Source organism: Bradyrhizobium erythrophlei, assembly GCF_042430365.1.
Lineage (GTDB): Bacteria > Pseudomonadota > Alphaproteobacteria > Rhizobiales > Xanthobacteraceae > Bradyrhizobium > Bradyrhizobium erythrophlei.
In genome coordinates, this window is sequence record NZ_JBHMET010000082.1 from 12,141 (window position 1) to 38,448 (window position 26,308).

General features: G+C 64.7%; 29 protein-coding genes and 1 tRNA gene. 18 read left to right on the top strand and 12 right to left on the bottom strand.

The features are described 5' to 3' along the window. Window positions 1-416 precede the first annotated feature (416 nt). Complete coding sequence (gene glmU, locus ACFFWD_RS15235) at window positions 417-1,775, bottom strand: bifunctional UDP-N-acetylglucosamine diphosphorylase/glucosamine-1-phosphate N-acetyltransferase GlmU (RefSeq protein WP_376966435.1); 1,359 nt, start codon at window positions 1,773-1,775, stop codon at window positions 417-419. 171 nt (window positions 1,776-1,946) lie between these two features. Here glmU and ACFFWD_RS15240 point away from each other — a divergent pair, with 171 nt between their 5' ends. Beyond that, window positions 1,947-3,293 (top strand): hypothetical protein, encoded by a 1,347-nt coding sequence (locus ACFFWD_RS15240; protein ID WP_376966437.1) that lies wholly within the window; start codon window positions 1,947-1,949, stop codon window positions 3,291-3,293. A gap of 96 nt (window positions 3,294-3,389) precedes the next feature. Continuing rightward, window positions 3,390-3,770 (top strand): hypothetical protein, encoded by a 381-nt coding sequence (locus ACFFWD_RS15245; protein ID WP_376966439.1) that lies wholly within the window; start codon window positions 3,390-3,392, stop codon window positions 3,768-3,770. Here the strand turns inward: ACFFWD_RS15245 and ACFFWD_RS15250 are convergent. Continuing rightward, on the bottom strand, window positions 3,730-5,355 hold the full coding sequence (locus ACFFWD_RS15250) for a glycoside hydrolase family 17 protein (protein ID WP_376966441.1): 1,626 nt from the start codon (window positions 5,353-5,355) through the stop codon (window positions 3,730-3,732). The genes ACFFWD_RS15245 and ACFFWD_RS15250 overlap by 41 nt on opposite strands. 241 nt (window positions 5,356-5,596) lie before the next feature. On the opposite strand from ACFFWD_RS15250, the gene ACFFWD_RS15255 reads away from it, so the two are divergent. From ACFFWD_RS15255 to ACFFWD_RS15275, 5 genes are all read left to right on the top strand, one after another. Beyond that, the gene (locus ACFFWD_RS15255) at window positions 5,597-6,193 is read left to right on the top strand and encodes a beta-1-3, beta-1-6-glucan biosynthesis protein (protein ID WP_376966443.1); all 597 of its coding nucleotides are present in this window, start codon (window positions 5,597-5,599) and stop codon (window positions 6,191-6,193) included. 189 nt (window positions 6,194-6,382) lie between these two features. Then, window positions 6,383-9,058, top strand: coding sequence for a glycosyltransferase (locus ACFFWD_RS15260; RefSeq protein WP_376966445.1), 2,676 nt, complete (start codon window positions 6,383-6,385; stop codon window positions 9,056-9,058). Between the two features lie 219 nt (window positions 9,059-9,277). Then, window positions 9,278-9,353, top strand: a tRNA-Lys gene (locus ACFFWD_RS15265). 1,445 nt (window positions 9,354-10,798) lie between these two features. Then, a complete protein-coding gene (locus ACFFWD_RS15270) occupies window positions 10,799-11,089 on the top strand; it encodes a hypothetical protein (RefSeq protein WP_376966447.1) in 291 nt (96 codons plus the stop codon). A gap of 379 nt (window positions 11,090-11,468) precedes the next feature. Next, window positions 11,469-12,317 carry an outer membrane protein gene (locus ACFFWD_RS15275; protein WP_376966449.1) on the top strand — a complete coding sequence of 283 codons (849 nt, stop codon included), beginning with the start codon at window positions 11,469-11,471 and terminating at the stop codon, window positions 12,315-12,317. Window positions 12,318-12,372: 55 nt separating this feature from the next. Here the strand turns inward: ACFFWD_RS15275 and ACFFWD_RS15280 are convergent, their stop codons facing one another. The 3 genes from ACFFWD_RS15280 to ACFFWD_RS15290 form a co-directional block, all read right to left on the bottom strand. Then, a complete protein-coding gene (locus tag ACFFWD_RS15280) occupies window positions 12,373-12,831 on the bottom strand; it encodes a hypothetical protein (RefSeq protein WP_376966451.1) in 459 nt (152 codons plus the stop codon). Window positions 12,832-12,918: 87 nt separating this feature from the next. After that, window positions 12,919-13,083 carry a hypothetical protein gene (locus tag ACFFWD_RS15285; protein ID WP_376966453.1) on the bottom strand — a complete coding sequence of 55 codons (165 nt, stop codon included), beginning with the start codon at window positions 13,081-13,083 and terminating at the stop codon, window positions 12,919-12,921. A gap of 89 nt (window positions 13,084-13,172) precedes the next feature. Continuing rightward, window positions 13,173-13,433, bottom strand: coding sequence for a DUF3551 domain-containing protein (locus ACFFWD_RS15290; protein ID WP_376966455.1), 261 nt, complete (start codon window positions 13,431-13,433; stop codon window positions 13,173-13,175). A 315-nt stretch (window positions 13,434-13,748) separates the two neighbouring features. Here ACFFWD_RS15290 and ACFFWD_RS15295 point away from each other — a divergent pair, with 315 nt between their 5' ends. After that, the gene (locus ACFFWD_RS15295) at window positions 13,749-14,537 is read left to right on the top strand and encodes an anthrax toxin lethal factor-related metalloendopeptidase (RefSeq protein ID WP_376966457.1); all 789 of its coding nucleotides are present in this window, start codon (window positions 13,749-13,751) and stop codon (window positions 14,535-14,537) included. A gap of 236 nt (window positions 14,538-14,773) precedes the next feature. Here ACFFWD_RS15295 and ACFFWD_RS15300 read toward each other — a convergent pair whose 3' ends face one another. Together ACFFWD_RS15300 and ACFFWD_RS15305 are read right to left on the bottom strand one after the other, a co-directional pair. Continuing rightward, window positions 14,774-15,625, bottom strand: coding sequence for a 3-hydroxybutyryl-CoA dehydrogenase (locus ACFFWD_RS15300; RefSeq protein ID WP_376966459.1), 852 nt, complete (start codon window positions 15,623-15,625; stop codon window positions 14,774-14,776). Window positions 15,626-15,774: 149 nt separating this feature from the next. Next, window positions 15,775-15,966, bottom strand: coding sequence for a hypothetical protein (locus tag ACFFWD_RS15305; protein ID WP_376966461.1), 192 nt, complete (start codon window positions 15,964-15,966; stop codon window positions 15,775-15,777). Between the two features lie 540 nt (window positions 15,967-16,506). On the opposite strand from ACFFWD_RS15305, the gene ACFFWD_RS15310 reads away from it, so the two are divergent. The 8 genes from ACFFWD_RS15310 (at window position 16,507) to ACFFWD_RS15345 (ending at window position 21,503) form a co-directional block, all read left to right on the top strand. After that, entirely contained in the window at window positions 16,507-16,812 is a 306-nt protein-coding gene (locus ACFFWD_RS15310; RefSeq protein ID WP_376966463.1) for a hypothetical protein, read from the top strand. 98 nt (window positions 16,813-16,910) lie between these two features. Continuing rightward, complete coding sequence (locus ACFFWD_RS15315) at window positions 16,911-17,114, top strand: hypothetical protein (protein ID WP_376966465.1); 204 nt, start codon at window positions 16,911-16,913, stop codon at window positions 17,112-17,114. Between the two features lie 144 nt (window positions 17,115-17,258). Next, window positions 17,259-17,507: a hypothetical protein gene (locus ACFFWD_RS15320; protein ID WP_376966467.1), complete on the top strand. Its 249-nt coding sequence runs from the start codon at window positions 17,259-17,261 to the stop codon at window positions 17,505-17,507. 156 nt (window positions 17,508-17,663) lie between these two features. Further along, complete coding sequence (locus ACFFWD_RS15325) at window positions 17,664-18,302, top strand: hypothetical protein (RefSeq protein WP_376966468.1); 639 nt, start codon at window positions 17,664-17,666, stop codon at window positions 18,300-18,302. A gap of 156 nt (window positions 18,303-18,458) precedes the next feature. Then, the gene (locus ACFFWD_RS15330) at window positions 18,459-19,748 is read left to right on the top strand and encodes a hemolysin family protein (RefSeq protein WP_376966470.1); all 1,290 of its coding nucleotides are present in this window, start codon (window positions 18,459-18,461) and stop codon (window positions 19,746-19,748) included. 104 nt (window positions 19,749-19,852) lie between these two features. Continuing rightward, the gene (locus ACFFWD_RS15335; protein WP_376966472.1) at window positions 19,853-20,452 is read left to right on the top strand and encodes a formyltransferase family protein; all 600 of its coding nucleotides are present in this window, start codon (window positions 19,853-19,855) and stop codon (window positions 20,450-20,452) included. A gap of 192 nt (window positions 20,453-20,644) precedes the next feature. Continuing rightward, on the top strand, window positions 20,645-21,004 hold the full coding sequence (locus tag ACFFWD_RS15340; RefSeq protein WP_376966476.1) for a hypothetical protein: 360 nt from the start codon (window positions 20,645-20,647) through the stop codon (window positions 21,002-21,004). After that, window positions 20,949-21,503: a hypothetical protein gene (locus tag ACFFWD_RS15345; RefSeq protein WP_376966478.1), complete on the top strand. Its 555-nt coding sequence runs from the start codon at window positions 20,949-20,951 to the stop codon at window positions 21,501-21,503. The genes ACFFWD_RS15340 and ACFFWD_RS15345 overlap by 56 nt, the downstream gene beginning before the upstream one ends. Window positions 21,504-21,571: 68 nt before the next feature. Here the strand turns inward: ACFFWD_RS15345 and ACFFWD_RS15350 are convergent, their stop codons facing one another. Both ACFFWD_RS15350 and ACFFWD_RS15355 read right to left on the bottom strand, forming a co-directional pair. Next, entirely contained in the window at window positions 21,572-21,763 is a 192-nt protein-coding gene (locus ACFFWD_RS15350; protein ID WP_376966480.1) for a hypothetical protein, read from the bottom strand. Between the two features lie 26 nt (window positions 21,764-21,789). Next, window positions 21,790-22,188, bottom strand: a complete 399-nt coding sequence (locus ACFFWD_RS15355; protein WP_376966482.1) for a RidA family protein — start codon at window positions 22,186-22,188, stop codon at window positions 21,790-21,792. A gap of 141 nt (window positions 22,189-22,329) precedes the next feature. On the opposite strand from ACFFWD_RS15355, the gene ACFFWD_RS15360 reads away from it, so the two are divergent. Beyond that, the gene (locus ACFFWD_RS15360) at window positions 22,330-23,208 is read left to right on the top strand and encodes a DMT family transporter (RefSeq protein WP_376966484.1); all 879 of its coding nucleotides are present in this window, start codon (window positions 22,330-22,332) and stop codon (window positions 23,206-23,208) included. Between the two features lie 160 nt (window positions 23,209-23,368). Here the strand turns inward: ACFFWD_RS15360 and ACFFWD_RS15365 are convergent, their stop codons facing one another. Both ACFFWD_RS15365 and cysK read right to left on the bottom strand, forming a co-directional pair. Continuing rightward, window positions 23,369-23,608: a BrnA antitoxin family protein gene (locus tag ACFFWD_RS15365; protein WP_376966486.1), complete on the bottom strand. Its 240-nt coding sequence runs from the start codon at window positions 23,606-23,608 to the stop codon at window positions 23,369-23,371. A gap of 3 nt (window positions 23,609-23,611) precedes the next feature. Further along, window positions 23,612-24,586, bottom strand: coding sequence for a cysteine synthase A (gene cysK / locus ACFFWD_RS15370; protein ID WP_376966488.1), 975 nt, complete (start codon window positions 24,584-24,586; stop codon window positions 23,612-23,614). Between the two features lie 234 nt (window positions 24,587-24,820). Between cysK and ACFFWD_RS15375 the strand changes: the two genes are divergently transcribed. Next, a complete protein-coding gene (locus tag ACFFWD_RS15375) occupies window positions 24,821-25,036 on the top strand; it encodes a hypothetical protein (protein ID WP_376966490.1) in 216 nt (71 codons plus the stop codon). Window positions 25,037-25,049: 13 nt separating this feature from the next. Here ACFFWD_RS15375 and tgt read toward each other — a convergent pair whose 3' ends face one another. After that, window positions 25,050-26,183, bottom strand: coding sequence for a tRNA guanosine(34) transglycosylase Tgt (gene tgt, locus ACFFWD_RS15380; RefSeq protein WP_376966492.1), 1,134 nt, complete (start codon window positions 26,181-26,183; stop codon window positions 25,050-25,052). Window positions 26,184-26,308: the final 125 nt, after the last annotated feature.

A 26,308-nucleotide genomic window follows, 5' to 3' on the forward strand; every position in this document is an offset into this window, starting at 1 on the left:
TGGTCCGACCTCCCGTGCTTTTTGTTGCACGGGACCCATGGGTGCAATCGGCACCCGGCTTTCCCTGCGCCCTCTGCTTCCAGAGCGGCGAAAACGACACGCAAACCTCGGACAGTCATGTCGCGAGAATGAGGATGCATGACCCTGCCCCGTCATTGCGAGGAGCGAAGCGACGAAGCAATCCATCCTCCCGCGTGCTCGGCGCGATGGATTGCTTCGCTTCGCTCGCAATGACGAAATGGAGGGCCTCTCTCAACTCCATCCCCGTCATGCTGAGGAGGCCGCTCAGCGGCCGTCTCGAAGCACGACGGCCCGGCTCTCACCGCGTCGAAGCATCGGGGCCGTGCATCCTTCGAGGCTCGCCCAGCGGTGCGAGTGCACCGCAAGGCTCGCGCCTCAGGATGACGGGAAAGCCGTCACTTCCCCTTCGCCGCCTTCGCCTTCAGCTTCAGCTCGCGGTAGCGCGCGGCGCCGCCTTCGCGGATGGTCTGCTGGCTGCGCTCGACGGCGAGCGCATCATCCGGCACGTCCTTGGTGATGACCGAGCCGGAGCCGATATAGGCGCGACTGCCGATCTTCACCGGCGCCACCAGCGAGGAGTTGGTGCCGACGAACGCGCCCTCGCCGATCAGCGTCTTGTGCTTGAGGAAGCCGTCATAGTTGCAGGTGATGGTGCCGGCGCCGAGGTTGGAGTTGGCGCCGACATGGGCGTCGCCGACATAGGAGAGATGGTTGACCTTGACGCCGGCCTCCAGCGTCGCCGCCTTGGTCTCGACGAAATTGCCGATCCGCGAACCGTCGCCGAGCGAGGTGCCGGGGCGGAGCCGCGCATAGGGGCCGACCGAGACCTTCTTGCCGATCCTGGCCTCGACGATGTGCGAGAAGGCATGGATGACCGCGCCGTCGTCGATCGAGACGCCGGGACCGATCACCACGAACGGCTCGATGGTGACGTCCTTGCCGAATGTGGTGTCGGCGGCGAGATAGACGGTCTCGGGCGCGATCATGGTCACGCCGGCCTCGAGCGCCGCTTTACGCAACCGCGCCTGCATCACGGCCTCGGCCTCGGCGAGCTGCGCCTTGGTGTTGATGCCGCGCACTTCGTCTTCGCTGGTTTCGATCACGACGGCCTCCAATCCCAATTCCCTGACAATGGTGACGGCATCGGTGAGATAATATTCGCCCTTGGCGTTGGCATTGCCGATTCTGTCGATGATCTCGAGCGCCCGGCTGCCGCCGAACGCCATCACGCCGGCATTGCACAGCGTGATCTTGCGTTCGTCTTCGCTGGCGTCGGCGTGCTCGCGGATCGCGACCAGCTTGCCGTTGTCGACGACGAGGCGGCCATAGCCGGTCGCGTCGGCGGCGCGGAAGCCGAGCACAGTAAGCGCCGCGCCTTGGGCGAGCGGCGCGCGCATCCGCGCAAACGTCTCGGCGGAGATCAGCGGCGTGTCGCCGAAGGCGACCAGGAGGTCGTCGGCGCCCCGGGCGATTGCCTCGCGCGCCGCGAGCATCGCATGGGCGGTGCCGAGCCGCTCGCGCTGGACGAAGGTCTGCGCGTCGGGGCGCACGCGGCGCGCCTCGTCGGCCACCGCCTCGTGGTCCGGCCCGATCACGACCGCAAGCGCGGAGCCCTCGCCGGCGGATGCGGCATTGAGCACATGCGCGAGCAGCGACTGTCCCGCAACGGGGTGCAGCACCTTCGGCAGCGACGAACGCATCCGCGTGCCCTCGCCGGCCGCAAGCACCACAGTCAGGCTCGATCGCGCAGTCATCCAACGTCCTCAATACGCCGCGCCGGGAGTGGCGCCGGGCCGTCTTTAATTGTTTTCCCCGACAGAAGAAACCGATTCGCCGCGGTCAGGCTGCGGATTCAAGTTCCCGGTCCATTTCCTGTTAATCTTTGCAGCGTGATTCGGCGGGCCTTGAGGAGGGCCAGGGGCGCTGTGGCCAAAGATCCCGACAAGCTTGCGGCTGATTTCGAGACCGAGGACACCGGCGGCTTTTTGGCCGAGGAGGACCCGCTCGATCGCCGCGCGCTGTGGCGGCTCGGATCGTGGGGTGTCGGCGCCGTCGGTGCGGTGACGATCGCCGTGATGGCCAACCAGAACTCGCTCTCGTTCAAGCGCGATCAGCTTGCCGCCGCCGACGTCGCGCGCCAGGCGCAGCAATTGCAGATGCTGGCCAAGGAGAGCCACAACGAAGCGCGACGGCTGGCGTCCGCGATCGACACGCTGAACAGCGACCGCGACCGGCTGTATTCGCGGGTCTCCACGCTTGAGCAAGGGCTCGATTCCGTCACCGGTGCAATCACCAAACAGGCGACGGCACCGGCGCCACCGGCTGCGGTGGCCTCGCCCGCGCCGGTCGCGCCTGTGGCTGATCCCGCCCCCGCCCCTGCGGTCGCGCCGGTTACAACCACCCCGCCGCCGGCACCCGAGAAACCGGCTGCCGCGGACAAGCCGACCGCGCCGACCGACAAGGCCGCAGCCGCGCCCGCCGACAAGAAGCCCGCGACGGACAAGCCGTCCGGCATCGCGGACAGGCCGGCAGCGCCGGCCGACAAGCCGGCCCCGGTCGCAACCGTGGCGCCCGCCGATGCCCTCCCACCTGCGGCAACCTCCGCCCCGCCCGATGCGGCCAAGGATCTAGCAAAGGATCCAGCAAAGAGCCCGGTCGCGCCGCCATCGCCCCCGCTGGTGGCGTCCAAGTCGATGATGGCGCCGCCCGATCCGGCCGCCGGCAAGCTGATCGAGCCGGTCAGGCCAGCGACCGCCAATGATGTCGCGGCCAGCGCGATCCCGGACGTGGCGCTGGATCCGGATTCCCAGGTCGACGAGGCCACCGCGCCGAAGGCGAAGATCCAGCGCACCGAATTCGGCGTCGACCTCGGCACCGCGAACTCCGTCAATGGCCTGCGGGCGCTGTGGCGCGGGCTGCTCAAGTCCAAGGCCAACGCGCCGCTGGCAGCGCTGCAGCCGATCATCGTGATCAGGGAGTCCACCAACGGGCTCGGCATGCAGCTTCGGCTGGTGGCCGGGCCACTCAACGATGCCGGTACCGCCGCCAGGATTTGCGCCGGGCTGAGCCCGAACCAGCGAACCTGCGACACCGCGATCTATGACGGCCAGCGCCTGACGCTGAAGGCCGACGATTCGCCGGCCGCGGGCAAGCCGGTGCCGCAACACCGCCGGGTTACGCCGAAGCGCGCGGTGGCGCCACCGCCTGCCGAGGAGCCGAAAAAGCCGGAGCCCACGACATTCTCCTCGATGTTCCGCCGCAACAGCCAATAATCATGGATGGCACGGCGTTGCCGCCAGATTCTCACCCAGTTTCGCTGATTGAGAGGCGGCTTGTCCCGCATCCCGATCCCGACCATAGTGCCCGCGATGAAAAAAGCCCCGTTCCGCCTCTCGCCCTACCAGGTCCAGTTCCTCCTGATCGTCGGCTTCGTCACGGTCGGCTATGCTCTCTATCTGCGCTATCTCGCGATCGAGCTCTCGACGGTGGCGCTCGCCTGCGACGCCGGGTTGCAGACCATGGTGTGCAAGGCGCGTGCGCTCTCGACCGTGCTGTTCAAGAACTCGGTGTTCGGGATCACGGCGCTGGTGATCGCCCTGCTGCATGTGTTGCGGCCGTCGATCGTGCTCTTGACCGGCGGGCTGGTCGCCGCGGGGCTTGGGATCGTGCTCTACAATATCGTGCTGTCGGGGATCGCGATCGGGCTGCTTATTCTGGGCTTTGCGCGGCCCGCGCCCGCCACAGCGTAGCCGCCAGCAGCAGGTACATCACGCAGGTCCAGTCCGACTGCCAGTTGATCGTGCCCTCGTTGTAGATCGTGTAAAGCGCCGCGAGCGTGAGCACCCCCGCGAACACCGTTTCCGCGATCGGGCGGACGCCCTCCTTCGGGCGGTTGAGCATGGTCAGCAGCGCGAACGGCACCACCGCCATGGTCAGCGAGGTATAGGGGAAATCGCGGTAGCGCGGGTCGAAGGTGAAGCCGAGCGCGGTCTCGGCCGCGATCACGACCGTCACCGCCAGCACGATCGCGAGCAGTGCCGCCAGCACGCCCTTGCCGCGATAGTCGCGCGGCCCAAGCAGTTCGAGGAAGGTCGGCAGCGAGCGGCCCGCGATCAGCGCATGCGCGATCAGCAGCGGCGAGGCAATCGCCGCGGCGAGCAGCGCGCCCCATTGCAGCCAGCCACCGATGCCGTAGCTCTCGTAATACATCTTGTCGGCCGCGATCCCGAGCAGCGCGCCCGCCGTCGTCGCGCAGATGCCGACCGCGATCCAGGCGGCGGGCCGCGGCGTCCAAGGGCGCCGCCGCTGGGTCAGCCAGGCCACCAGCAGGGTCACGGTGCTGAGCGCCATTCCGGAGCCCATGTACAGCTTCCAGGCGGGATAGTTGCTGATCGCCACGCCCGGCGGATACTTCACCTGCCGCTTCACCGAATCGAACAGGCCCCAATAGCCGCCGACGGTGCCCTCGAGCTGGCGCTTCCAAGGCTGGTCATAGGCTTCGATCAGGTTGACGCGAAACCCCTCGCGCTTGGCCAAGTCGAGGATCTCAGACACGATTCGCGCCTGGTTGGTGCGCGACGGCAGCGCGCCCTCGCGCATCCGGCCCGTGCTCGGCCAGCCGGTCTCGCCGATCAGGATCTCCTTGCCCGGGAAGGCCACCGCCATTCGCTGGCGAATGTCGTTGACATGAGCGGCGGCGAACTTCGCCTTGACCGGCATGTCCTCCCAGTACGGCAGGATGTGGATGGTAACGAAATCGACTGCGTCATAGATCTCGCGATTCTTCAGCCAGTATTCCCAGACGTCGGCATAGGTGACGGGGACTTCGGTCTGCGCCTTCACCGCGCGAATATTGGCGGCGAGGTCGGCCGTGGTCATCTCGCCACGCAGCAGCACCTCGTTGCCGACGATCATCGAGGTGATCACGCCGGGATATTCCTTGGCGAGCCGCACCGCGATCGCGATCTGCTGCAGGTTCTTGAAGCGGTTGCTGCCGAGCCAGATGCCCTGCATCACCTTCAGCCCGACCTTGGCTGCGACGGCGGGCACCTGGTCGAGGCCGTTCTCGATCGAATAGGTGCGGACGCAGTCGGTGACCTTGGCGAGATCGGTGAGATCCTGCTCGATCTGCTCGAGCGGGATTTGCGTGGTCGGATCAAGCGGCGTCTGGGCGCCGCGGAACGGCGTGTAGGACACGCACTGCAGCTTTGCGTTGGGGTCGATCGGCGCACGCGCGAGCATCACCGGCGTGGCGAGCCACCACCACACGGCTGCGATCACGGAGAGCGATATCAGGAGAAGCGCCAGTGGCGTACGAAGCGAAATCGGTTCCATCCTCCGGGGGACCGTCGAATTAGCCGGTCAGCGCCCATCTGCCAAGAGCTGGAATTGGTCAATACCATGGTTGTCCTGCGACAGTTTTGCGCTGTTGCGATAAAGTTGTGAGTTTGCTGGACAAAATCGCAAATTCCGGTCATGGGATTCCGCCAGAGTCTCCGCCGCACTGGAGACCCATTTGGACGGCATCACGCGAGCCGTTAGGATTGTCCGCGGGCAGGAACATATCGGGGAACGTATGCGTCGACGGCTGCTTGAGTTGAAGAACACGGGATCGCGCCATCTCATCGTAGCCGGCCTTGCGCTCCTGATCGGGGCCAGCGCAGCTTTCGCCCAGAGCGGCACGCCCAATCCGCCGGACCAGGCCAAGCAACAGTCTGCAAATCCTGCCGACGCCAACGCAAATGCCGCGAAGGAAAACAACCAGCGCAAGACCGACGAGTTCGTCGAGGCCCAACAGGCCATCAACGGCCCGGCCGGCAACCCGGAATGCGTCTGGCTCGGCCGTCGTGTCGTCCGCCTGATGTGGCTCGACGACCTCGACACCGCTTTCCGCCATCTCGACCTCTATGACCGATTCGGCTGCCCTGGCGGCCACGTCCAGGCCACCTTCCGCTGCCTGACCCGGTTTGGCGCCCAGATCGACGACAAGGTGCCGCGCAGCCTCGACGGCCGCATCCATGCCTGCTGGATCAACCCCGGCGCCCAGCCGCAGGCTGCGGCCGCTGCGGCCCCAGCTCCGGCGGCGTCGCCCGCTGCCAATTTCGCGCCCGCGCCGGCCGCGTCCCCCTCGCCTGCACCGGCGCCGTCGGCGTCGCCAACGCCGGCGAAATAGCCTGTTCGCGCCGATCCGGCCGCGCGTTTTTTTGGCGGCTGGAATGCCTTGCGCCCTTAAAACGCCACGGCGGCATACCAGTTGTTAAATCGTGTGGTGGAGATATCTTTACGTCCGCCGCCGTTCGGTCGAACCTAGGGGACGGGTTCGCTTAGTCCTCAATCTCAGGCCCCGTATGGTTTAACCGCGATGCGCGCCGTCGTCGCCGTCCTGTTGCTTGTCACCGCCGCCCACGCTGCGCTTTGGGGTCTGTTCCAGGAGAAGCAGTCGGCGCCTGATTTCCACGGCATCCTGCCGAGCGTGTCCTACGCACCGTTCGAGGGCACCTCGCATCCCGACGTCGACAACATTCCGCAAGCCGAGAAGATTCACGCCGACCTGAAGAAGCTGTCGACGATGACGCGGGCGATCCGTCTGTATTCGTCCACCGGCGGCGTCGAGCTGGTCCCGCCGATCGCCGCGGAGTTCGGCCTCAAGGTCATGGTCGGCGCCTGGATCGACAAGAACAACGATCGCAACGACCGCGAGATTGACGCGGCGATCAACCTCGCCAAACGCAACAGCAACGTCATCGGCGTCGTCGTCGGCAACGAAACCATCTACCGTGGCGAGCAGAAGGTCGACGACCTGATCGAGCTGATCAAGCGCGTCAAGAAGTCGGTCAACGTTCCGGTGACGACCGGCGAGATCTGGAACATTTGGCGCGACTACCCGCAGCTCGCCAACTCCGTCGATTTCATTGCCGCGCACGTGCTGCCCTACTGGGAAAACTTCACCGACGCGCAGGCCGTCGATCAGGCGGTGGATCGTTTCAACCTGTTGCGCGACCTGTTCCCCGGCAAGCGCATCGTGATCGCGGAATTCGGCTGGCCGAGCCAGGGCTACAACCTGCGCAACGCCGAACCCGGCCCGTTCAAGCAGGCCTCGGTGCTCAGGAACTTCGTGACCCGCGCCGAAGCCATCGGCATGGACTACAACATCGTCGAGGCGATCGATCAGCCCTGGAAATTCTTCGAGGGCGGCGTCGGCCCGTATTGGGGCATCCTCAACGCCGACCGCGAGCCGAAGTTCGCCTGGAGCGGCCCGATCGTGAACCCGGACTACTGGAAGCTCGCCGCGATCGCCGTGCTGGTCGGCCTGTTCATGTCGCTGCCGATCCTGCGGCTGGATTCACCTACCGTGATGCAGGCGCTGCTGCTGTCGGCCGCCGCCAACGGCGTCGGCGCCTGGGTCGCCACCGTGTTCTCCTACTGGAATACGCACTACTTCGTCTGGGGCTCGGCCTTCGCGCTCGGGCTCGGCCTTGTGCTGCTGATTCCGCTGGTGCTGATCGCGATGGCGCGGATCGAGGAGATTGCGGCCGTCGCGTTCGGCCGCGGCCCGCGGCGGCTGATCGCCAAGAGCGCAGCCCTTGCGCCGGCCACGATCGGCGAGAACCTCGCCTTCCCCAAGGTCTCGATCCACATCCCGGCCTATTACGAGCCGGTGGAGATGCTGAAGCAGACGCTCGATGCGGTGTCGCGGCTCGACTACCCGAATTTCGAATGCGTCTGCATCATCAACAACACCCCCGATCCGGAGTTCTGGCGGCCGATCCAGGATCACTGCCGTCTCCTGGGCGAGCGCTTCAAGTTCATCAACGCCGAGAAGGTGCAAGGCTTCAAGGCTGGCGCGCTGCGCATCGCCATGGAGCGCACCGCCGCTGACGCCGAGATCATCGGCATCATCGATGCCGACTATGTCGTGCATCCGGACTGGCTGAAGGACCTCGTGCCGCTATTCGCCGACCCGCGCGTCGGCCTAGTGCAGGCGCCGCAGGAGCACCGCGACGGCGACCGCTCGCTGATGCACTACATCATGAACGGCGAATATGCCGGCTTCTTCGACATCGGCATGGTCCAGCGCAACGAGGCCAACGCCATCATCGTGCACGGCACGATGTGCCTGATCCGGCGCGCCGCGATGGACAAGGCCGGCGGCTGGTCGAGCGACACCATCTGTGAGGACACCGACCTCGGCCTCACGATCCAGCAGCAGGGCTGGCTGACGCACTACACCAATGTGCGCTACGGCGAGGGCCTCCTGCCCGACACCTATGAGGCCTTCAAGAAGCAGCGCCACCGCTGGGCCTATGGCGGCTTCCAGATCGTGAAGAAGCATTGGCGGCGCTTCATGCCCGGCGCGAGCCGGCTGACGCCCGATCAGCGTCGCGAATTCTCGCTCGGCTGGCTGAACTGGCTTGGCGCCGAAAGCCTCGGCGTTGTGGTCGCGATCCTGAACCTGATCTGGGTGCCGATCGTCGCCTTTGCCGACATCGCGATCCCCGACAAGATATTGACGTTACCGATCATCGCCTCCTTCATCGTCTCGCTGGTGCATTTCGTCGCGCTCTACCGGCTGCGGGTGAAGATCAAGGCCGGCCAGATGCTGGGAGCCATGATCGCCGCAATGAGCGTGCAGTGGACGGTGTCGCGCGCGGTGGCACAGGGCCTCATCACCGAGCACCTCGCCTTCGCCCGCACCTCGAAGGGCGGCCTGTCGCGGATGTCGATCGAGTTCCAGGCGTTCTGGGAGGCTGTGATCGGCGTGCTGCTGCTGGTTGGCGCGGTCGTCCTGGTTGCCACCAACGGCTTCAAGCAGGTGCGCGAGATCTACATCTTTGCCGGCGTATTGGTGCTGGAAAGCCTGCCGTTCCTCTCCGCGGTCGCGATCGCGATCCTCGAGAATTCGCGCATCAACGAGTTCGCCTTCTGGCGCAACAGCGCGGTGCGAACCGCGGAACTGATCGGTCTGCGCCCGGTCAGCCTGCCCTCGGTCGCCGCCCCATCCCAGCCGGTCACCTCGGAGATCCGCCGGGACGGCTGAGCCTTCGCCTTTGCGCCTAGTGGATGGGTGGCCGGGGCGGCTTCAAGAAGCAGCGCTAACATCCGGCCTTGTAAGGCAGATTCAGGAACAGTCCGGCGCACAATTGCGGTACCCTCCGCTATTGACCCGATGGGCCCCGCCCCCTACACAGCGCGGGCTGGAGCATGATCCGGAGCAGCGGGTACCCGCGGGTTGTCAGGAGAAGCTGCCCAGGTGAGTGAGCGCGTAGCTCAGGCGGTAGAGCACGTGACTTTTAATCATGGGGTCGAGGGTTCGAGTCCCTCCGCGCTCACCAAGCAAACTCTGTCTGGCCCGGAGACATAGGTAACAGGTCGTACCTAAGACATGGGTGACAACCTCGTGCCGAACGGGTTGTCGAGGGGCTGCAAGGTCTCGTGCTCCCGGCAGACGTCCGTCATGACCACCCCGAGCAAACCGGCGCAGGCCGTGCGATCGTTATCGTCTGCGGTTCCAATGAAACAATCCGGCGGCACGACGAAACCATTTTCGCGGTCGCTCGAAATCGGCCCGCAACGCTGCGAGACTAACGTACCCCAAAATATTTAGGGGAAGTGTCATGTTCGCGTATCTCGTGAATGCGCTCTATGAGCAGTCCCTTTGCAGCTATCTCAGCTCCATGCCGAAGCAGGGAGCGCCGCGATGACCGAAGCAATCGTTGCTATGCTCGTGCTGGTCAGCATCGGTATTTTCCTGGCGCACGCGTTTGATGCGTTCACGCATCGGGCCCACTGATCTGAACGACAGACCGACCGGGTTGGGTTTGCGCGCCGGAGCGCACGCGCGTCCGCTGCTTCGGGATTCGAACTCGGGGCTCGCGGATTCTGGCCTTGTTGCATCGGCACCGCGCGCTCGCCGATGGGCTGCGGCGTCGGGTTATTCCTTGTGGCAGCCATCCGGCCAATCATCGGTTTCATCGAACGCCAGCGGACCAAGCCAAACAGGTGAGAGGACCGCAGCAGCGATCAGGACACCCGCGACAAGCGCTAACCCCAGCAGCGCGCACCACATGGGCTCGTCCTCTCGAACGAAGGTCCGGAACACAATGCCGCACGAGCGGACTAGCTTCGCCGATGCGACATCGCGTCATCGCTGGTGGTGACAAAAATTCCCCAGCGTCTCTTGCCTAATTGCGGCGCGACAACCTGACGACGTCTGACGCACAGTCGGTCGAAATATGGCCCGTGAATCTCGTCGTTGCGCTCACGTTCGAGGTGCGTGCGTCGATCGAGTCCGCCGCGCAGATCAGCGCCATTCGCGTGAAAGGCAGTCCGGATATTGCCACTGATTGAGGAGGTCGACGGACTCGCGCGCGCCCTCGGCCTTCACGTTCCGAGAAGCATGACGCCTCAGGTCACCGCGGTGTGCGAAACCTCCCGGCGCAATCGGCGCCGGGACGTTGACAAGGATACTCCCGCTCGGCGCGGTAGCATAGGCGGGATTGGTTTCGGATGCCGTCGCGCGGCAACATCTTCGATGATCCTTGCGCTGCTCAGAGCTGGACCGCGCGCGCAGATCGGGCCGAATTTGCCCGCCTTCCCGGCAGGCCGACCGCTGCGCCCGTCTGCATTTAAACCGGAACCGGGCATGCAGGCTGTGAACTGCGGAGGATCGGAACCTATCGTTCCGACCATGGTGATCAAGCCCAAATGAGTGGTAGCGGGCCAGGTCGCGAGCCGGTAAGTTGCAGTTTGTTTTTGTTCGGTTTTTCGGGCTTTTGCGGTGCGCACCCTGTTCATCATTCTCGGGATTTGGCTGCTGCTGAACGTTTTGTTCGTGGTGGTGATGTCCCCGCCGCGCAAGCCGCGACGGCCGGAGCCGGCCGGCCAGCCCGGCAGAGGCCTTGCGCCGCAGCCGATCGACAAGAACGCCTATCCTTATGACGGCGACGAGAAGCTGTCCCTGCGCCACATCATCATCTCGGTCGGAATGGGCGCCTTCTTCGTGCTCTCGCCCTTCCTGCTAGAAGCGATCGAAGCCACCAAGCGCTTCTTCAAGCGGGGCCGTGAGTGAAGGCGAGTCGGCCAGGAAGCGATCCATGACATCGAGCTGGCCGCGGTCGACAGGATGAGGAAACGCGACTGGACCTTCGTTGCCACCTGCATCGCAGGGGCGCTGCTGTTCGGTGTGTGGAGCGTCCGCCTAGCCGCCGAGTTCTACCGATCCCACCGCGGCACGACCGACCTCAGCAGTTCGCATCGCCAACCCAGTGAAGGTCCTTCCGCGAGGCACGCCGCTCCGCAAGGTGCACGAGCTGTCAAAGGCGACGAACGGCCGGGGCCGTAGGCTTCGGAGATTTTGATCGCCGCGTGTGACCTTTCTGCCACCCCAGGCGGATTGGTCCGGCATACTGTCGTAGTCACGTTGTTGCCATATTCTTTGCAGGTTTGAAATGAAGCGAATTGTTGTTGGTCTGTGTGCCCTCGCCGCATCGACCGTGTCGTCGTTCGCCGCCGATCTCGCGGCAAATGTGTACACAAAGGCGCCTCCCGCGGTCGCCGCGGTCTACGACTGGACCGGCTTCTATATCGGCGGCAACGTCGGTTACGGCTGGGGCGAGAACACCGATCCTGCAATCTCGGTCGCCGACGGCGGCGGCGCCGGACTTAATCCGTTCCTGACGACCGGATTTCCAGGCTTTCCCTCCGGAAACCTCTACCCCGGCCTGAAGCCTTCGGGCGTCTTCGGGGGTGGTCAGATAGGCTATGACAAGCAATTCGGCCAATGGGTCCTCGGCGTGGTGGCCGATATCCAGGCCGCCGATTTCAAGGCGAGCGGCGTTGTCTTCACGCCGGCGACAACCTGCTGCAACGTGACCGAGGGCATCTCGGCGAAGATCGATTGGTTTGGCACCGTGCGCGGCAAGGTCGGTCTCGCGGCCAATGACTGGCTGTTCTACGGCACCGGTGGCCTCGCCTATGGCGAGACCAAGAGCAGCACGGCGCTGTCATGCACTCCCGGCGGGGTTGGCTGCGCCGCGGCTACCATCGGCTTTGCCGGCACTGCATCCGAGGTCAAGGTCGGGTGGGCCGCAGGCGCCGGCGTCGCCAAGGCCTTCGGCAACTGGAACGTCGGAGCCGAATATCTCCATATGGATCTCGGGCGCGCGTCGGTGACGGCCACTTCCACCACCGGCTTCTTCACCGCGACGACCTACACCGCGAGCCAGCGCTTCATCGAGGACATGGTTCGGCTGAGCGTGAACTACAAATGGGGCGGCCCGGTCGTCGCGAAGTACTGATCCGGATCGATCGAAACGCCTCGAAGCCCCGCCCCAGGTCGGGGCTTCTTGTTTTTCAGGCCCAGGCCAGGCCGGGAACGACGGCGCTGCTGTCGTCATCCTCCCTTGCCCGGCTCGGCCGCTTGCGGTGGCCTGTCGCGCCTGCGCGCCGCTGACGGGCGCCGAGGCGCCGCCACGCAATGGGCACGCGTCGCAGGAGCTCCAGCGCATGATCGACAGCGTGTCTGACGACGTACATCACGGTCGCGATCCGCGTCACAATGCCGAGCAGGATCATCATCGAGAAAATGTCGATATAGGCCAGCACGTCGCCGAGCAGCATCAGCTCGGGAGGGATCGGAATCCGGTGATGATAGGCCAGGATGAGGACGACGACCGGGATGAACGCGATAACCCGACGCAGCGTCAGCCGGTCGAGCAGAGCTGCGAGCTCAACGACGAAAATCTCCCACAGCCAATCGCCAAATGCCGCGGGTTTGCCGATCGTCCATGTTCGCCACAGCCGCTTCCACATCGTCCCGCCCGCACCTTCCGTCAGGCTGCGTATGACTGATTGCCCGCAACGGCCACATCGGCATCGGCGGGCAAGGTAGACGCCAACTCAGGCGTCAGATGTCCCCTGCCTTCCATCGCCGCCGAGCGGGCCTGGTTGTTCGCGCGCCGGATCAGCGGACGGAAATATGCGTTCGTAATTCGCGCGGGCTTCGCGGATAAGCCGCGCCCGTTCGAGGTCTGATTTCGACATGAACCGCACAACGTCGCCCATTGGCTCTCCAAAGCAGGGATTCTTGATTCGATAGGTAATGCGAACATCGTGCCAGGTGATGCGTCTACCCGGATTCACCCGGTGCGATGTCATCGGACCCGCCGCGGTGAAAGCCGCTGCTCGCCGAACGCAAAGCGCGGATTGTAGCCGCAATAGGCGTACCGGCCCGACGCTGCCGCCTGGCACTGCGCGTAGGTCTGGAAGCCGCAATAGCCGGGATAGCCCTCCGCCCTGCCCTGGATGCACCAGGGATAATCGTAGGGATCAAAGCCGGCCGCGGATGCCGGGCCGACAAGCCAGCCGGAACCGAGTGCGGCAAACACCAGAAGCCCCCACATCGCGCTGCGCATGATCTCGTTCCCCTTCAATCGAAACACATTGTCTGATCTATGTACGGAACCCTCATTCGCGAGGTTTCCCACTCTCGCCTCAACAAGCTGTGAGGACCCGCTCCGGACGAGTTCCCGGCCCCAGGAGGCCTGACAGCCGGCGCTGAATTCCGTAGCTCCCTTAAGCCTGACGGGCGACCTTGGTTAACCGGCACATAATGCGACCGGTGCGGTTGAGTTGCGTACCTTAAGCGCGGCGCAACGCCAACCTCCCTAATCTCCCTGCCGGTCAAACTCACCAACGACTTCGCCTTCGGTGTCGCAAGGGGGATAATCATGCGCAGCGCGCTGCTCGCCTCAATGGTCTTGTCACTCACGCTTGGCCCAGCGCTCGCCGGGCCACGATCGTCAGAGCCATCAAATTCACCCGCCGGCTTTGAGCGATATCGCGGCTACGCTTTCAATCTCGCCGAGAACAGCGAACGCAAGGACGTCGCCAGCATCGCCGATGCGGTTCGCCGCCAGCTCGACGTCGTGGAAAGCGTGGGCTTCAGCCCGAAGGTGCTGCAGTTCTTCCACAGCGTACCGATCGTGGCGAGCGAAATGGCGTGCCTCGACGAGGGAGCGGCGGCGGCCTGCTACGGCCTGATGGCCTCGGAATGGGACCAGCGCGTGGCGCGCAACGTCACGACGTGGGACCACGACAAGCAGCAATGGACCAACTCGGACGCACTCGCGCTCGCCGTCGATTCCGGTATCGGCGTCATCAAACTGCGCCCAAACATGATGCGCTACGAGAAGGAGCCGGTGCTGCTGCACGAACTCCTGCACGCCTACCACGCTCGGCTGATGCCGAACGGCTACGACAACAGGGGCATCAAGGGCTTCGTCGCCGAAGCCAAGGCAAAGGACCTCTTCCCTAAGGAATCCTACGTGCTGAAGAACCAGCAGGAGTTCTTCGCCGTCACCGCGAGCATCTTCCTGGCCGGCAAGGACGCCACGCACGAACCGCATACGCGCGCGAAACTGAAGGAGAAGATGCCGGAGTATTACAAATATCTCGTCGGCCTGTTCGGCTTCGATCCGGAAGAGACCAGCGTCACGCCGGTTGCATCGGCGAACTGAATTTCGAGGTCGCAGGTGACCAAAGCGGTCCGATGCGAGACCCCAAAAAGAGTACGAGGCCCGGTGAGCCTAGGAGACCGGGCCTCGTATCTATCGTCCCCCGCCCCACTGGCGGATCAGATGATGTTTGATGGCGTGCGTATTACGCCAGGTCTTGTGCGCAATCCATTCCGGATGACTACGGTGTCGACCGCAGCGCGCGAAGTCGACGGGTCGGCGCGCCGCGGTGTCCAATCTCACTTGTTGTAGCTGTAGAATCCCTGGCCGGTCTTGCGGCCGAGATAGCCGGCGTCGACCATTTCCTTCAACAGCGGCGCTGGGCGATATTTCGGATCGTTGAAGCCGGTGCAGAACACCTCCATCACCGACAGCATGGTGTCGAGCCCGATCAGATCCGCGAGCGCGAGCGGTCCGATCGGATGATTGCAGCCGAGCTTCATGCCGGCATCGATCTCCTCCGCGGTCGCAATGCCTTCCTGCAGCGCGAAGATCGCCTCGTTGATCATCGGACACAGGATGCGGTTGACGGCAAAGCCGGGGCTGTTCTTCGCCGTGATCGCGACCTTGCCGACGCGCTTGGCGAAGGCCTCGGCCTTGGCAACGGTGTCGTCGGAGGTCTGCAGGCCGCGGATCAGTTCGAGCAGCGCCATCACCGGCACCGGATTGAAGAAGTGCATGCCGATGAACCGGTCCGGGCGATCGGTCGCCGCGGCGAGCTTCGTGATCGAGATCGACGACGTGTTGGTGGCAACCAGCGCGCTCGGCTTCAGCCCCGCACAGAGGTCCTTCAGGATCTTGATCTTGAGGTCTTCGTTCTCGGTCGCCGCCTCGATGACGAGGTCGCAGGCTGCGAGCTTCGCCTTGTCCGTGGTCGCCGTGATGCGCGCGAGCGTCGCCTCGCGGTCGGCGGCCGTCATCTTCTCCTTGCTGACCAGGCGATCGAGGCTTGCCCCCACCGTCTTGAGCCCGCGCTGGACCGCGGCATCGGAAATGTCGACCATGGTCACGCCGAGCCCGGCGGCTGCGCAAATCTGGGCGATACCGTTGCCCATGGTACCTGCGCCGATAATGCCAACCGTTTCAATCATCGCGTTTCGTCCTTCTGTCGCTTGGGCCGCCTTGCGGCCCGCAGATGTCCAACCTGGCGGACCAGCGGTCCGCGGATGGCGCATGCATAGCAGCCCGGCCCGGCTCCCGATACGGGGGCCGCAGGTATCCGGTGCCGCTCCAGGCGGCGCTATTCGGAGCGTGGCGGCACGGGCTGCCGTGGCGGGACCGCGATCCGCGGCGGCAAATGCGGCCGCGACGGCTCGTCGACACGGGACGGCTCGAACATGCGATTCAGCCTGACGATCCACCAGGCCAGCCGCCCATAACTGCGGCGAAGCGCCGAGGCGATGCTGTCGTCGATGTCATGCTGCGGGTCCATGGCGGGGGCATTGCTAGCGTCGATCGTTGAAAGAACGGTGTGGCGCGATCGTGTGCTGAAGGCGAGCGCCTTAAGAATTGATTAACTCACCCTGGCAGGCGTACCGCATGCGGCACCCGGCGGCGGCGCCACCGTTGCGCCGGCGACAAGTCGCAACCGGCCGAATTTTCGGCTGTCCAGATCGACCGCGACGCATGTGCGCACCAGTAATCTGCCGGATTGAAGACAGCTGCGATTGCGCTGCAGCATCAAGCTGCCGGCGCCTCTCGCGATTTGTTGATCGAATTTCCGAGCGAGCAGCGCGACCTATTAGAATAGACGACGAGGGCTACGCCCATGCTTGCCGAAAAATTCATTCTGTATCTCGAGACGTTGCTGAAGAGCCAAACCTATCCCGATGGAAGTCCGCGCGTGTTGAGCACCTCACCCCACGTCCCGGTTAAGCTGCCGAGCAGCAAATAGCCCGGAGGTGTTGGACCAACGGCGGCTTTGCTGGCAGCATCATGCAAGCAGGCGCCTCGCCTGCGATGGGGTCCGTCCATGACGCGCGCCTTGCCGCTTGCCGCCCTCGCCCTGATTGCAATCACCGCGCCCTGGCCAGCGCAAGCCCAAGAGCTTTGGCAAGGCCGAGAGCTTTGGCCGGCCGTTCCGCCGGAGCTCGGTTTTCGCTCACCGCCGCCCTATGGCTGGATCCCCTACCGCTGCAGCGACCGCCAGGTGCTGAACTTCTATCATGGCGCTCTTTACCATGAGCCGCCGGCGGTCTATCGCGGCTACGTCTATCGCCCCTACTACCGCTACACGGCCGCCCGCATCGTCCCTCGCGTCTATGCCTGCGCGGAATAGGATATCGCCTTGCGAGATGACGCGCCGATCGTGAACCATTTCACAATCCTGCATCACCGCAGCACGTTACGGTGGCCCCGTACGAACACGGTGCCGCCATGGACAACAGGATCGATTTCGCTGGCGTCGTCGTCGCGGTTTGCGTCGCCGCCTATGTCGCGATCATGCTTGTCTACGTGGCCCGGAACGACCTCGGCCTGACCGGCACCGAGATACGGCATTTCGCGGTGATCGCAGCGCTTTTCCTCGCGCTTCCGGTGGCGATCGATTTCGTGCGCGCAAGAACCGACAAGGTGCGTTGACAGCTGCGTCGACAGCGCCGCGCGATCGTCACCCGCCCTCGCTCCACCTTCGGCAATTGCGATCGCCGCTCAAACAAGGCGCTAGGCGATTTCGCGCGAATCAGCGTTACTTCACAACTGATCACTCTTTGAGATTCCGGCGGCATGACCCAGCCAGAAGTCTTGGATCAGAATATTCGCGCCCTGCAGGAATGGCTGCGCAACGCCTGGCAGCAACTCGGGGATCCCTCCCTCACCGCCTTTTCCCGCCGCGAACTGCGCAACCAGATGAAGCAGTGCAGCGCGGATTTGCGGATGCATCTGCAAGCCGCCTCCGAGCGGCCGCCAGAGCCGCCGGCAACGCCTCCGAAGACGTTCGCCAAACCGGCACTGCGGCTCTTGGCCTGGAGCTAGCGCGGCCTCGTCGGACGATCCGCCCGATCGGCGGCAAGGATCGGACGGCGATACGTGGCGTCACTCTCTTCGGCCAAGATCGGTTGCCGGTGACGCGTACCACGCGCAGCACCAGCGGCATGAAGACTCTCACGCGACAAAAGCCGAGGCTTGCCCATGACGAGAACGTTGGCTCTCTGCACCGTCCTTGCCGCGTTCGCCGCGGCTCCTGCGTCGGCGCAAAGTCCGGCGCCAGGCAGCTTCACGGTGATCTCGCCGATCTTCAGCCAGCTCGTGACCTTCTCCATGCCGTCGACCTTCGTGGCGATCGGCGAAAGGACCAACGGGCCAAGCTACATCCGCGAGGCCGTCTTGAAGGGCGAAACCGCCGAACGCTGGACGCAGATGATCACGGTGACCGGCGCCAAGGGGCTCGTCGGCAATCCGAAGGCCTCGCCCGAAGCATTCGCCGGCTCGATCGTCGGCGGCTTCAAGGCGGCGTGCCCGGAGAGCTTTGCAGCGAAGGGGTTCGGCCCGACCAAACTCGGCGACCAGGACGCCTATGTCGCGGTGGCAAGCTGCGGCCGCATCGAGGGCGCTCCCGAGCCGCACAGCGAGAGCGCGCTGATCATCACCGTCAAGGGCACCGCCGATTACTACACGCTGCAATGGGCCGAGCGCACTGCGCCGCTCGCCAAGCCGGTGATCGACGACGCGAAATGGCAGGAACGGCTGCGCACGCTGCAGCCGATCCGCCTCTGCCCGATCGTGCCGAACGAACGCGCGCCCTATCCGAGCTGCGTCGGCAAGGGCTAGCGCGCCAAAATGCCGCGATCCGTTGCTGCATGCGCGACATTCATCGCGCCCGCTTGTGCGCTGCGCGCTCACAAGGCACAGCAAAGCGGCGCGGGCGTTCCTATATAGACGCCGTTGCGCTGCCGCCATCGCGGCCAAAGCGCTTAGGGTCTCTCAGTGTTATATCTGGAACTTGCGATCGTGACGGTCCTGATCGTCATCAACGGTCTGTTGTCGATGTCGGAACTCGCCATCGTCTCCTCGCGCCCGGCAAGGCTTGCGGGGCTGGTCGAGAAAGGCGTCGGCGGGTCGCGCCGCGCGCTTGCGCTCGCGTCCGATCCCGGCAAGTTCCTCTCCACGGTGCAGATCGGCATCACGCTGATCGGCGTGCTGTCCGGCGCGTTCTCCGGCGCGACGCTCGGCCAGCGCGTCACCCAATGGCTGCTCGAGATGGGGCTGTCGCAGACGCTGGCCGATGCGGCCGGCGTCGGCCTCGTCGTCGGCGTCATCACCTATGCGTCGCTGATCGTTGGCGAGCTCGTGCCGAAACAGATCGCGCTGCGCGACCCCGAGGCCATCGCCGTCAAGGTCGCGCCGGCGATGACGATGATGGCCAAGCTCTCGCTGCCCGTGGTGTGGCTGCTCGACCGTTCCGGCAAGGCGCTGCTGTGGCTGCTCGGTCATCGCGAGGATGCGCAGGATCGCGTCAGCGAGGAGGAGATCAAGACGCTGGTGGTGGAAGCCGAGAACGCCGGCGTGCTCGAGCCCGGCGAAAAGGAGATGATCGCCGGCGTGATGCGGCTCGGCGATCTCCCGGTCGGCGCCGTGATGACGCCGCGCCATGAGGTGAGCCTGATCGATCTCGCCGACCCCGAGCCCGAGATCCTGTCGACACTGCAGAAGAGCAATCACTCGCGCTGCGTGGTGTTCGACGGCAACCGCGATCACGCGCTCGGCATCGTGCAAGCCAAGGACCTGCTCGACGTCTACCTTGCCGGCCGCACGCCCGACATCCGCGCGCTGACCCGCGACGCGCCGATCATCCCCGAGACCGTCGATGCGCGCGACGTGGTCGCGATCCTGCGCGACTCCGCCGTGCATATCGGCCTCGTGCATGACGAGTACGGCACCTTCCAGGGCGTGGTCACCAGCTTCGACATTCTCGAGGCCATCGTCGGCACCTTCCACACCGAGGAGGGACCGGCGGAGCCTGCCTATGTCAGGCGCGACGACGGCTCCTACCTGATCTCGGGCTGGATGCCTGCGCTCGAATTCGCTGAGTTGCTCGGCATCACGCTGCCCTCGCCGCGGCCCTACCAGACCTTCGCCGGCTTCCTGCTGCAGGAATTCGGCGCGATCCCCACTGTGGGCGAGAAGATCACCTCGAACAGCTGGCAATTCGAAATCGTCGATCTCGACGGCCGGCGCATCGACAAGGTGCTGGCGAGCCGCCTGGAGGCCGCCTGAGCTTGCGATTCCGGCCCCCTGTTGATAACGGGCAGGAAAGCAAAACACGCGGCTGTGCTGTGCTACGGCATACCGGCCGCAAGTGAACCCACGGAATAGCCCCCATGAAGATTACCCTCGTCGGCTCCCGCCATTTCGGCGTGACGACCCTGAACATGCTGCGCCAGCACGGCGTCGACATCGCGCGGGTCGTCGTTCACGACGGCGAGGACCGTCTGGCGGCAGCCGCCCGGGCGTTCGGCATCGCGGTCGTGGTGCAGGCCGATCCCAAGCTCGTCACCGCGTCGGAGATCGCGCCCGGCACCGAGTTGATCGTCACTGCCCACAGCCATGCCCGCGTGAGCAAGGAGGCGCTGGATGCGGCGCGGCTCGGCGGCATCGGCTACCACCCGTCGCTGCTGCCGCGGCATCGCGGCATTGCGGCCGTGGAATGGACCGTCAAGGAAGGCGACCCGATCGCCGGCGGCAGCATCTATCACCTCGCCGACCGCATGGACGCCGGCGCGATCGCGGCCCAGGACTGGGTCTTCGTGAAGAAAGGCGAGACGGCGCGGGAGCTGTGGGAGCGCGCGCTGGCGCCGCTTGGCCTGCGCCTGCTCGCCGAGGTCATCGACCACGCCAAAGCCCACAAGACCCTGCCCGCGAAGCCCCAGGACGAGCAGTTTGCGACCAAGGCACCAAGCCTGACCGGCGCCAAGCACTAGGTTCGAATGAACCAGTATCCAGACACCGCAAGCATTTCAGACCCGTCTGGTCAGCGTTCCAGGATCGGAACCGGATTCACGATGATGTGTTTGAATCCACAGGAACTTTCGGGGCTTCTGCGGCGCAGCAAATTTTGGACACATTGTGCCCGGATAACCCGCGCATCACACAAATCATGGGGATTTCATTCAATGCGTTCGATCCGCATCCGCGACATGCTTTTTGCGTCGTTTGTCGCCTCCGCAGCCACCTTTGCCGCTGCACCTGTTTCCGCCCAGCAGCCCTATGATGGCCTTTGGAATGTCACCGTTGTGACCAAGACCGGCAGCTGCGATGCATCGACCAGTTCGACCGTCACCGTGGCCGACGGAAAGATCAGCGCACCGAACGCGGCGATCTCCGGCACCGTGGGCAGTGGGGGACTTGTGCGAGTCTCGATCAATGGTGCATATGCGAACGGTCAACTCAGTGGCAATTCCGGATCGGGGAAGTGGAATGGGGCATCAGCTGGCGTACCGTGCAGCGGCCGATGGGAAGCATCCCGTCAGTAAGTTGAGTAGCACGTCAGAATTTCTGGCAAAAGCGCGGCGGCCTGCATTCGCAGCCGTCGCGTTTTTCATGGCGGCGTTGGCAACGACCGCCGGCCATGCCCAGTCCAGCCCGTTCGCCGGAATGGCCGGCAGCTGGTCGGGCGGCGGCACCGTCACCCTCGACGATGGTTCGAGCGAGCGGATCCGCTGCCGCGCAACCTATCAGGTCTCGGGCCCCACCATGAAAATGAGCCTCACCTGCGCCAGCGACGCCTACAAGTTCAATCTGCAGGCCGCAGTGAAGGCTGAAGGAAGTGCCATCACGGGCGAATGGAGCGAGACCAGCCGCAATGTCAGCGGCGACCTCCAGGGCCGCGGCGGCGGCGGCAACTTCCAGGTCCTTGCCAGCGCGCCCGGCTTCAATGCCAACATCGCGATGCACACCAGCGGTAACAAGCAGTCGGTTTCGATCCGCGCCGACAGCCAGTTCCGCGGCGCCAACATCGCGCTGTCGAAGTAATCAGCCGTCAGACAACAACGCCCTCGGGACGCAAATCCCGGGGGCGTTTTTTGTTGGTTCGGTGCGCGTTACGCTGTGCGCGGCTTGGCAAGCTTCTCGGCGGTCTGCTGGATGGTGCGAGCGATCAACAGCGCCTGCTCCTTGTTGACGGCAAAGTCGTGCACGCCTTTGTCCGTTGTCATCGAGATCACCATGATATCGGGCTGATGCTCCGGCCAGCCGGTCGCGAACCCGGTGAGGAGGTCCGGAGCTTTTCGCATGCTGCTCTTATTCATTGCTGAAGGTCCTATGCGGCGGGAATGAAGGCGGTGACTTCGATTTCGACCTTGGCGCGCTGATCGACGAGCCCGTCGATATAGAGCAGCGTCGAGGGCGGGAAATTGCGGCCGAGCGTTTCCTTCCACGCCGCGCCGATGCCGGCGCCGGCGGCCTCGTACTCGCTGCGGCTGGTCAGGTACCAGGTGAGCCGAACAATGTGCTCGGGCCCTGCGCCGGCCTCGTTGAGGAGCTTGACGATCCGCTTCAACGCGGTGGAGACCTGCGCGGCCATATCGGGCTGGTACTCGCCCTTTTCGTCGCCGCCGGTCTGACCGGCCAGCACGACCCATTTGCCTGACGCGTCGAAGGCGACGCCGTGCGAGAAGCCGCGGGGTTTCGACCATTCGGCCGGTTGCAAGACGCGCATGAGCAGATCCTCCTGACTATTTCAGACGTTGCTTAGCACCGAACGGGCGGCCAGCGCATCACTGCATCGGCAGATTTGCGCGTTGCAAATTCATGCCAACTCGCCGATACCGGCCGTCCCCTCCTCACCTCGTTTCACGCGATGGACCATACGCCCTCGAAGACCCGCGCCGCGCTGTGGATGGCCGGCTGGCTCGCGCTGATGCTGATCGTGGCCGTCGCCGGCCGCGAGGCGACGCGCGAGGTGAACGTCTTTGAGCTGATGGAAGTGCGCGCGGTGCTGGGCTTCGTGATGCTCTACCCGCTGATCCACTTCAGCGGCGGATTTGCCGCGATGAAGACGGCGCGGGTGCATGTGCACATCGGGCGCAACCTGATCCACTACACGGCCCAGCTCGGCTGGTTTTACGCGCTGACGCTGATTCCGATCAGCCAGGTGGTCGCGATCGAGTTCACGATGCCGATCTGGACCGCGCTGGTCGCCGCGAGCTTCCTCGGCGAACGCTTGAGCCTGCAGAAGATCACCGCGATCGTGCTCGGCCTTGTCGGCGTGGTCGTGATCGTGCGGCCGGCGACCGGCGAGCTCAATCCGGGACAGCTGATCGCGCTCGGCGCGGCGCTCGGCTTCGGCGTCTCGATCGCGATCGTGAAATCCCTGACGCGGACCGAGCAGACGCTCGCGATCATCTTCTGGATGCTGGTCGTGCAATCGGCTGCGAGCTTCGTTCCGGCGCTCTATGTCTGGACCTGGCCGCCGCTGCAGACCTGGTTCTGGCTGATCGTGATCGCGTTCTGCGGCACTTTCTCGCACTACTGCATGACGCGCGCCATGCTGCACGCCGACGCCACCGTAGTGGTCCCGATGGATTTCCTGCGGGTTCCGCTGACTGCGATCATCGCCTGGCTGATCTATGCCGAGCGGCTCGACATCTACACGGCGCTTGGCGCGGTCCTGATCCTGAGCGGCAACCTCTTGAACCTGAAGCCGAACGCATCGGCTCCGGCGAGCGCCCGGGCCTGAGATTCGTTGCCAGCCTTGTGAACTGCGTCACTCGGGCGGTGGCCCCGATCCGGCCGGCATCGACCGCTTCATGGGCGGTGTGATCGGCGGCGTGCCGCGCTGAACCGCGCAACCCGCAGCAAGAAGCCCGGGATCATCCCGGGCTTCTTGTGATGCGCTGTTATTTCCCCGCCGCCTTGCGGAGCGCCTCGTTAATGCGGTCCTGCCAGCCGGGCCCGCCTTCCTGAAAATACGCCAATACGTCCTGGTCGATCCGCAGCGTGACCTGCTCGCGCACGCCGGGGACCGCATTGGTCTTTGGCGGCGCTTCGGCCTTCTTGGTGGTGGCGCGCTTGAACGCAGCCTCCGCCTCGGTGCGGGCATCACTCAGGGTTCGCGGTCGTCTCGGCTGATCGGCCATATCTCAAATTCCTTCAAACAACACCGTCGACAGGTAGCGCTCCGAGAACGACGGCACAATCGCCAGGATGGTCTTGCCGGCCGCCTCCGGTCGCTTGCCGATCTCAAGCGCAGCCGCGATCGCCGCGCCCGACGAGATGCCGCCGGGTATGCCCTCGTTGCGCGCCAGCGCCCGCGAGGTTTCGATCGCGGTCGCGCTGTTCACCTTGACGATCTCGTCGATCACCGAGCGGTCGAGGATATCGGGGATGAAGCCGGCGCCGATGCCCTGGATCTTGTGCGGGGTATGCTGGCCGCCGGACAGCACCGGGCTCTCCTCGGGCTCGACTGCGACCACACGCAAGCTCGGCTTGCGCGGCTTCAGCACCTGCCCGACCCCGGTGATGGTGCCGCCGGTGCCGACGCCGGCCACGAAGTAGTCGATGTTGCCGCCGGTGTCGTTCCAGATCTCCTCCGCCGTGGTGCGGCGATGGATTTCGGGGTTGGCGAGGTTCTTGAACTGCTGCGGCATCACCGCATTCGGCGTCGTGCGTACCAGCTCTTCGGCGGTCGCGATCGAGCCCTTCATGCCCTGCGCCGCCGGCGTCAGGATGATCTCGGCGCCGAGGAAGGACAGCATCCGGCGCCGCTCGATCGACATCGATTCCGGCATCACGAGCTTCAGCCGATAGCCGCGCGAGGCCGCGACATAGGCAAGCGCGATGCCGGTGTTGCCGGAGGTCGGCTCGATCAGCACGGTGTCGGCGTTGATGATGCCGGCCTTCTCCATCGCGACGATCATCGCAGCGCCGATGCGATCCTTCACGCTCGCCGCCGGATTGAAGTATTCGAGCTTGGCGAGGATCGTCGCGTTGACACCGTTCGCCTGCGGCAACCGGCGTAGACGCACAATCGGCGTCGAGCCGATCGCATCGACAATGGAGTCAAAGACGCGGCCGCGTCCGGGTTGCACTGCACTCGTTGTCGACGATGCGTCCATCAAGCGGCTCCTGTGGCAAGTTGTGCCGGGAATATGCGGTCTTTTCTCATTAGAAGCACTGCATCATAACGCGCAAGTGAGAAACCGGATCGCCGCACATTCGCTGCGCTGCAATACCGAAACCCTGCGCAAATAACGTAAAACCTACGCATTTGTGTTGCGACATGGTCAAACAAATGCGGTTATATCGTCCTTGCGAGCGAAGCTCAGGTTCAGAACGCAAAGGAGGTCACGATGGCAGCATTTGCTGAAGTCATGTCGACCGTCGCGTCCAGACCCGATCCGCGGGGGTGTGATCTACCGACCTGCCCAGTGTGCGCAGACTCCATGGTGGCAGCCGAGGCTTCCGCCTACATGGCCGACCACGTGATCAGCTATCTCTGGACTTGCGACACGTGTGGTTACGGATTCGTAACCAAGCATTCGGTGAAGCGTTTCGCCTGTAACTGACATTTGAACACGCTCACCTCTGAGCAATGTCACCGCGCGCCCATCCGGCGCGCGTTGTCGTTCTGAATTCCTCGAACGTGCCGTTGGCGACCGCCGCGCGAATGCCCTGCATCAGCTCCTGGTAATAGGCGACATTGATCTCCGACAGCAGCATCGCGCCGAGCGTCTCTCCGGCACGCACGAGATGATGCAAATAGGCGCGCGAATAGCTCCGTGCCGCCGGCCACGGGCTCTCCTCGTCGAGCGGACGCGGATCGTCGATGTGGCGGGCGTTGCGCAGATTGATCTGGCCGAACCTTGTGAACGCCATGCCGTGGCGTCCGTTCCGCGTCGGCATCACGCAGTCGAACATGTCGACGCCGCGCGCGACCGCCTCGAGGATATCCTCCGGCGTGCCGACGCCCATCAGATAACGCGGCCGGTCGGCCGGCAACGCCGGCGCCGTCTCCTCGATCATCGACAGCATCACCGCCTGCGGCTCGCCCACGGCAAGCCCACCGATCGCGTAGCCGTGAAAGCCGATCTCAGTCAGCCGGCGCGCGCTGACATGCCGCAACGCAGGCACATCGCCGCCCTGCACGATGCCGAACAGCATGTAGCCGTCGGGCGCGCTCTCGAATGCGCGCTTGCTTCGCTCGGCCCAGCGCAGCGAGAGCTGCATCGCCCGCTCGATGTCGGCGTGCTCAGCCGGCAGCCGCACGCATTCATCCATCTGCATCGCGATGTCGGAGCCGAGCAGCCGCTGCACCTCGATGGAGCGCTCCGGCGACAGCTCGACCTTGGTGCCGTCGATATGCGAGCGGAAGGTGACGGCCTGCTCGGTGACCTTGCGCAGCTCGGACAGCGACATCACCTGGAAGCCGCCGGAGTCGGTGAGCATCGGCCCGCCCCAGCCGGTGAACCTTTGCAGGCCGCCCAGCGCCGCAATGCGCTCGGCGCCCGGCCGCAGCATCAGATGATAGGTGTTGCCGAGCACGATGTCGGCGCCGGCCTCGCGGACCTCGCGCCAGTGCATGCCCTTCATGGCGCCGGCGGTGCCGACCGGCATGAACGCCGGCGTCTGCACCACGCCGTGCGGGGCGGTCAGGCGTCCGGTGCGGGCGGCACCATCGGTTGCGAGCAGTTCGAAATGATTGGGGACGGTCATGCGGCTGCTTATTGCGTGCCGCCGGTGCCCGATCAACCCGCCTCCCCCCGGTATCTGGCCGAACCGCCCGATGACCGCGCGGCCCGAACGTCCGCTGATTGGACGAATCCGGTTCCTGCGGGTTA